6 protein-coding genes are annotated in these 6845 nt (G+C 61.6%); all 6 read right to left on the bottom strand.

Features of this window, described 5'->3' with window-relative positions; genetic code table 11:
* Positions 1-126: 126 nt before the first annotated feature.
* A complete protein-coding gene (gene cpsG, locus AB8804_RS19735; RefSeq protein WP_371189527.1) occupies positions 127-1497 on the bottom strand; it encodes a colanic acid biosynthesis phosphomannomutase CpsG in 1371 nt (456 codons plus the stop codon).
* A gap of 111 nt (positions 1498-1608) precedes the next feature.
* On the bottom strand, positions 1609-3045 hold the full coding sequence (gene cpsB, locus AB8804_RS19730; protein ID WP_371189523.1) for a mannose-1-phosphate guanyltransferase: 1437 nt from the start codon (positions 3043-3045) through the stop codon (positions 1609-1611).
* 3 nt (positions 3046-3048) lie between these two features.
* Positions 3049-4272, bottom strand: a complete 1224-nt coding sequence (gene wcaI, locus AB8804_RS19725) for a colanic acid biosynthesis fucosyltransferase WcaI (protein WP_371189521.1) — start codon at positions 4270-4272, stop codon at positions 3049-3051.
* The gene (locus AB8804_RS19720) at positions 4269-4748 is read right to left on the bottom strand and encodes a GDP-mannose mannosyl hydrolase (RefSeq protein WP_371189519.1); all 480 of its coding nucleotides are present in this window, start codon (positions 4746-4748) and stop codon (positions 4269-4271) included. Before AB8804_RS19720 ends, wcaI begins: the two co-directional genes overlap by 4 nt.
* A gap of 2 nt (positions 4749-4750) precedes the next feature.
* On the bottom strand, positions 4751-5716 hold the full coding sequence (locus AB8804_RS19715) for a GDP-L-fucose synthase family protein (RefSeq protein ID WP_371189517.1): 966 nt from the start codon (positions 5714-5716) through the stop codon (positions 4751-4753).
* A gap of 2 nt (positions 5717-5718) precedes the next feature.
* Positions 5719-6840 (bottom strand): GDP-mannose 4,6-dehydratase, encoded by a 1122-nt coding sequence (gene gmd, locus AB8804_RS19710; RefSeq protein ID WP_297121775.1) that lies wholly within the window; start codon positions 6838-6840, stop codon positions 5719-5721.
* Between the last annotated feature and the right edge of the window lie 5 nt (positions 6841-6845).

Below are 6845 nucleotides of genomic sequence, written 5' to 3'. Positions count from 1 at the left end.
TTTTCGTTATCGTTGTTCCTTTACTTCCCCCCCCCCTCACCCCTGCCCTCTCCCCAATGGGGAGAGGGTGTTCAGGTTCCCTCTCCCCTTTGGGGAGAGGGTTAGGGTGAGGGGCAGGTTTTCGTATTACTGATTCAACAGCGCCAGAATGTCCTTCGTTCGCGCTTCCATCAGCGCCGCATCCGCGCGCGACTCCACGTTCAGGCGCACCACCGGCTCGGTGTTTGACGAGCGCAGGTTGAAGCGCCACTGCGGGAACGACATGCTGATCCCGTCGGTGCGGTCGATTTCCAGGGCGTGGATCGCAAAATGGTGCTCCACGCGGGCAATCGCCTCGGCGGGCGCGGCCAGCTTGCTGTTGATTTCACCGCTCGCCGGGAACGCCGCCATGCGGTCGCGCACCAGTTCGCCCAGGGTCTGGCCCTTCAGGCACAGCAGCTCGGTCACCAGCAGCCACGGGATCATCCCGCTGTCGCAGTAGGCAAAGTCACGGAAGTAGTGGTGGGCGCTCATCTCGCCGCCGTAGATGGCGTCTTCTTCGTGCATGCGCTCTTTGATGAAGGCGTGGCCGGTTTTCGACATCACCGGCTCGCCGCCCGCGGCGCTCACCACGTCAACGGTGTTCCAGGAGAGACGCGGATCGTGAATGATCTTCGCGCCCGGGTTCTTCTCGAGGAACGCCTCCGCCAGCAGGCCGACGATGTAGTAGCCCTCGATGAACTGCCCTTTCTCGTCGAACAGGAAGCAGCGGTCGAAATCGCCGTCAAAGGCGATGCCCATGTCCGCGCCGTGCTCAATCACCGCGTTACGGGTGTCGTCGCGGCACTCGGGCAGCAGCGGGTTAGGAATACCGTTCGGGAAGTTGCCGTCCGGGGTGTTGTGTACTTTGATGAAAGTGACCGGCACGTTCAGCGCCTTAAAGCGCGCTTCCAGGGCGTCCACCACCGGGCCGGCCGCGCCGTTGCCGGAGTTGATCACCAGCTTCAGCGGCTTGAGGTTCGCCACGTTGATGTAGCCCAGCAGGTGGTCGATATACTCGTCTTGCAGGTTAATCTGCCTGTAGCTGCCGCGTTTCGCCTCGTTCACCGGCGGGAAGTCGTTGGCTTCCACCAGGCGCTGCACGTCGCGCAGGCCGGTATCGCCGCTGATCGGACGCGCGCCCTTGCGCACCAGCTTCATGCCGTTGTAGTCCATCGGGTTGTGGCTGGCGGTCACTTCGATACCGCCGTCCACGCCCAGGTGGAAGGTGGCAAAGTAGATCTCTTCGGTGCCGGACAGGCCGATATCCAGCACGTCCACGCCCGCGTCCTGCAGCCCCTTCGCCAGCGCCAGCTTCAGTGACTCGCTGGTCAGACGCACGTCGCCGCCCAGCACGATGGTTTTTGGCTTTAAATATTCGCCGTACGCGCGGCCGATGCGCCACGCGATGTCTTCGTTCAGCTCTTCGCCCAGCTTGCCGCGGATATCGTAGGCTTTAAAACAGGTTAATTTTTCCATGATGACCCCTTTTTCAGGCAACAGTTGGCCCTGGCCACTAAATAGCCAAATTGATTTTTTTGTCATTCGTAGGCCCGGTAGGCGCAGCGCCACCGGGCATGATGCAGAGCGCTACACGCGGCCGTATCGGTCCTGGATGCGCACGATGTCGTCTTCTTCCAGATACGAGCCGGATCGCACCTCAATCAGGTCGAGCGGAATTTTCCCCGGGTTTTCGAGGCAGTGCGTCGCCCCCAGCGGAATGTAGATAGATTCGTTTTCACCGAGCAGCTTCACCTCGCCGTCGATGGTCACTTTTGCGGTCCCGGCCACCACCACCCAGTGCTCGGCGCGGTGATGGTGCATCTGCACCGACAGCCCCTCGCCCGGCTTCACGGTGATGCGCTTCACCTGATAGCGCTCGCCCGCGTCGATGGAGTCGTATTTGCCCCACGGACGATAGACCTCGCGGTGAATGTGGTGCTCGTGGCGGCCGTCGGCCTTGATCTGCTCCACCACTTTCTTCACGTCCTGCACCGCGTTCCGGTCGGCAATCAGCACGGCGTCTTTGGTCTGCACCACCACCAGATCCTTCACGCCCACCGTGGTCACCAGCCCGGATTCCGCATACACGTAGCTGTTCTCCGTTTTATGGCTGATCACATCACCATGGTGGACGTTACCCTCCGGGGTATGCGCGCTGATCTCCCACAGGGATGACCACGAGCCGACGTCGCTCCAGCCCGCGTCCATCGGCACCACCACCGCGTCGGCGGTGCGCTCCATCACGGCGTAGTCGATGGACTCCTCCGGGCAGGCGAGGAAGGATTTTTCGTCGACGCGGATAAAGTCGAGATCCGGGTCGGTCACGTTCATCGCGCGTTCGCAGGCGTGCAGGATATCCGGACGGTATTTCTCCAGCTCCTCGAGGTAGCGCCCGGCGCGGAACAGGAACATGCCGCTGTTCCAGTAATATTCTCCGCTGGCAACGTAGGCCTGCGCGGTTTCCAGATTCGGTTTTTCGACGAACTGCGCCACGTCAAACGCCACGCTGTCGCCCTCGCCCGGCGTCACGTCGCCGCGGCGGATGTAGCCGTAGCCGGTTTCCGGGAGATCCGGCACGATGCCGAAGGTGACCAGCTTGCCGTTTTCGGCATACGGAATGGCCGCGCGCACCGCGTCGCGGAAGGCGTCTTCCTGCTGAATCACGTGGTCAGCGGCGAGCACCAGCATCAGCGGATCGCAGTCCGGGCTGCTGCGCTTTGCCGCCAGCGCCGCGAGGGCGATGGCCGGGGCGGTGTTTCGTCCGGCAGGCTCCAGAATGATATTTTCTGTGAGTTTGTTCAGCTGGCGCAGCTGCTCGGCAACGATAAAGCGGTGCTGTTCGTTACAAATCACCACCGGGCTTTCACACTCCACGCCGTGCAGACGGTTAACCGTCGTTTGCAGCATGGTGAGCTCCCCTTTCAGGCAGAGGAACTGTTTTGGATAGAGCACGCGGGACAGCGGCCACAACCGGCTACCAGAGCCTCCAGCCATCACGACCGGATACAGTTTGCTTTGACTCATGATTTATCCCCGTATATCTGCAATAAATTGGCTCAGCACGCTCTCTTTCTCGAGGGTGCGTTCGGCATATTCACGTGCCACCGTGTTCTCTTTTGGCATGGCAAGCGCCCGTTCGATCCCGGCCACCAGCGCGGAAACCGACTCCGGCTCCACGCAGACGGCGATCCCCGGATAGCTGTCGCACAGCTGGCCCAGCTCGGTCTCGGGTTCTGCCGTAATCACTGCGTTACCGCCCACGGCCAGAATGTTGGTCAGCTTGGACGGCAGTACCGCATCCGCCGCGCCGCGCTTTTGCACCACCAGATGGCAGTCGCCCATCTTCAGCAGCGCGGGCAGCGCGTCATAGGACTGCAGCGGGAAGAATTTCACGTTGGTCAGGCCGCGCTCGCGCGCCATTTTTTCCAGCCGCGCCTTGCCGCCGCCCTGCCCGACGATCGCAAAAGTCAGCGGGTGTGCGCTCAGCTGCTGCGCCGCCTCGATGACGCTCTCCAGCCCCTGCTTTTCACCGATGTTGCCGGAGTAAAGAATGATTTTGTGCTCATCCGGCAGGCCGAGCCGCGCGCGGAGTTCGCGAGCGTCCTGCTCCGTTACGTCGCGAAAGCGCGCCACTTCGGACCAGTTAGGGAAGAAGATCACCTTCTGGGCCGCCACGCCCTTCTCCTGCGCCTTGTTCATCATCGAGCGCGAGATGGTCGAAACGTAGTCGACGTTGTGCAGCCCGCTGCGCTCGAAGGCGCTGGCGAGCTTCGCCACCCTGCCGCCCTTGCCTTTGCCCGCCATGCCCAGGCCGAGCATCGCGTCCACTTCATAATCCTGAATGTGCAGCAGGGTGCGCGCGCCGGAGAGCTTGCCCAGCAGGCGCATGCCCGGCGTGCAGAACAGCGTCGGCACCACGCCGATAATGCGGTCCGGCTTCCAGCGGCGCTGCGCCATCAGCGGGAAGAAGCTGCTGAGGGCAAAGCTGCCCAGGTGCAGCAGCCGCTTGAGCGTTGAAGGCTGCTTCGGCACGTACAGCGGGCAGCGCCAGACGGTCGCAGCCCCCTCCTCGCGGCGGTAGCGCCAGCTCGAGTAGCGCTCCCCAACCTTCCACTCCGGGTAGTACGGCGGCGCGGTAATGACCCGCACCTCGTGCCCCTGGCTCGCCATCCACTCCACCATCTCGCCGGTGTATTTGCCGATACCGGTGAGCTCCGGCGAGTAGTTGATTCCGTACACTAAAATTTTCATAAGCCCGGCACTCCGGACTGGCGATCGGCCAGGAAATAGGCACGGCTGTTGTCATGCACATTGTCGCTGGCAAGCAGCACCTCTGGCGCCAGCCAGCGGTAATCGTCATGCTGAGCATCAGGCAGACGCAGGTCTGCCTGAGTCACCTTCAGGCGGAACCCCAGCACAACGTAGTGCGTGGTGAACCCGGTGCCTGAAAAGTTATCGTCATAGAAGTGCTGCCAGACCCCGTAAAACTGGCCCGCCGCCATCGGCAATTGCAGGCCTAGTTCCGCCAGGGTGAGACGCTCAAAGGCGTTTGCCAGCGTCTCATCCTTCTGCACGCGCCCGCCGGGCACGAACCAAAAGCCCTGTGCGGGACGGTTGGTTCGTTTTCCCAGCAGGAACTCGCCGCGTTCGTTCTCCACGATCAAATCAATCGAGATGAGCGGAGTGGAACGCACCACCGTGGCAAAATCTTCCTGACTTAAAAACATCGTTACCCCCGGAAGCGGTGCTGGTTTTCCAGGAACCACTGGTAGGTGCTGGCCAGCCCCTGCTCCAGCGATACCTCGTGATACCAGCCCAGCTGGTGCAGACGGGTCACGTCCAGCAGCTTGCGCGGCGTGCCGTCCGGTTTGGTGGCGTCAAACACCACGCGTCCTTTGTAGCCCACCACCTGCGCGATGGTCTGCGCCAGCTCGCGAATGGTGCAGTCCACGCCGGTCCCGACGTTGATGTGCGACAGCATCGGCTCGGTGTTCTCCTGCCACACCTCGCGATCCAGCTCCATGACGTGAATGCTGGCCGCAGCCATGTCGTCCACATGCAGAAACTCGCGCATCGGCGTGCCGCTGCCCCACACCACCACGTCCGGCGCGTTCTCGGCGGTCGCCTCGTGGAAGCGGCGCAGCAGCGCCGGGATCACGTGCGAGTTGCTCGGGTGGAAGTTGTCGTGCGGCCCGTACAGGTTGGTCGGCATCACCGAGCGATAGTCGCGGTTGTGCTGACGGTTGTAGGACTCGCACAGCTTGATCCCGGCAATCTTGGCGATCGCGTAGGGTTCGTTGGTGGCTTCCAGCGTGCCCTGCAGCAGCTCGCTTTCGGCAATCGGCTGCTTCGCCATTTTCGGGTAAATGCAGGATGAGCCGAGGAACAGCAGCTTGTTCACGTTGTGCAGGTGCGCCGCGTGAATGATGTTGCTCTCGATCATCATGTTTTCGTAGATGAAATCCGCCGGGTAGGTGTTGTTGGCGACAATGCCGCCCACCTTCGCCGCCGCCAGATACACCTGGTCGATGCGTTCGTTGGCAAAAAAGTCCTGCACCGCTTTGCCGTCGAGCAGGTTCAGCTCGTCGCGCGTGCGAACAATCACCTCGACGTCGCCGCGCTGCTCCAGCTGGCGCACAATCGCCGAGCCCACCATGCCGCGGTGGCCGGCAACAAAAATACGTTGTTTGTTCATTCTCAGGACTCCAGCGCGATGGCAACCTCGTAGCCATGGGACTTCAGCAGGGAGTGTTTTTTCGCCGCTTCGAGATCTTTAGCTACCATCTCGGAAACCATCTCCTGCAGCGTGGTCTCTGGCTTCCAGCCCAGAACCTCGTGCGCTTTGGTTGGGTCGCCCAGCAGGGTTTCCACTTCGGCAGGACGGAAGTAGCGCGGGTCAACCTGAACGATCACGTCGCCCGGCTTCACGCCCGGCGCGTCGTGGCCGGTCACGGATACCACGATGCCTTTCTCATCCACGCCGGTACCTTCAAAGCGCAGCTTGATGCCCAGCTGCGCCGCGGCCATTTCCACGAACTGGCGCACGGAGTACTGCACGCCGGTGGCGATCACGAAGTCTTCCGGCTTTTCCTGCTGCAGCATCATCCACTGCATTTTCACGTAGTCTTTCGCATGGCCCCAGTCGCGCAGGGAATCCATGTTGCCGAGGTGCAGGCAGGACTCCAGGCCCTGAGCGATGTTGGCGATCGCGCGGGTGATTTTGCGGGTGACGAAGGTTTCGCCGCGGCGCGGGGATTCGTGGTTGAACAGGATGCCGTTACAGGCGTACATGCCGTAGGATTCGCGATAGTTGACGGTGATCCAGTAGGCGTACAGTTTGGCAACCGCGTACGGAGAGCGCGGGTAGAACGGCGTGGTCTCTTTCTGCGGGATTTCCTGCACCAGGCCGTACAGCTCGGAGGTGGACGCCTGGTAGAAGCGGGTTTTCTTCTCGAGGCCGAGGAAGCGAATCGCTTCCAGCAGGCGCAGCGTGCCCATCGCGTCAACGTCTGCGGTGTATTCCGGGGATTCGAAGGAGACGGCTACGTGGCTCATCGCGCCCAGGTTGTACACTTCATCCGGCTGCACTTCCTGCAGGATGCGGGTCAGGTTGGAGGTATCGGTCAGGTCGCCGTAGTGCAGGTGGAATTTCGGGTTGGCCGCGTGCGGATCCTGATAGATGTGATCCACGCGCTCGGTGTTGAATGAAGACGCACGGCGCTTAATACCGTGAACTTCATACCCTTTTTCCAGCAGCAGTTCTGCCAGGTAAGAACCATCCTGCCCGGTAACGCCGGTGATGAGAGCGACTTTAGACATGTTTA

This window comes from Enterobacter sp. KBR-315C3_2022 (assembly GCF_041399425.1).
Lineage (GTDB): Bacteria > Pseudomonadota > Gammaproteobacteria > Enterobacterales > Enterobacteriaceae > Enterobacter.
This window is presented reverse-complemented; position numbering and strand designations above follow the sequence as displayed.

Excerpts from the sequence above, each read along its gene's own strand:
- wcaI (WP_371189521.1), bottom strand. The coding sequence starts at position 4,272 with ATGAAAATTTTAGTGTACGGAATCAACTACTCGCCGGAGCTCACCGGT.
- gmd (WP_297121775.1), bottom strand. The coding sequence starts at position 6,840 with ATGTCTAAAGTCGCTCTCATCACCGGCGTTACCGGGCAGGATGGTTCT.
- AB8804_RS19715 (WP_371189517.1), bottom strand. The coding sequence starts at position 5,716 with ATGAACAAACAACGTATTTTTGTTGCCGGCCACCGCGGCATGGTGGGC.
- AB8804_RS19720 (WP_371189519.1), bottom strand. The coding sequence starts at position 4,748 with ATGTTTTTAAGTCAGGAAGATTTTGCCACGGTGGTGCGTTCCACTCCG.
- cpsB (WP_371189523.1), bottom strand. The coding sequence starts at position 3,045 with ATGAGTCAAAGCAAACTGTATCCGGTCGTGATGGCTGGAGGCTCTGGT.
- cpsG (WP_371189527.1), bottom strand. The coding sequence starts at position 1,497 with ATGGAAAAATTAACCTGTTTTAAAGCCTACGATATCCGCGGCAAGCTG.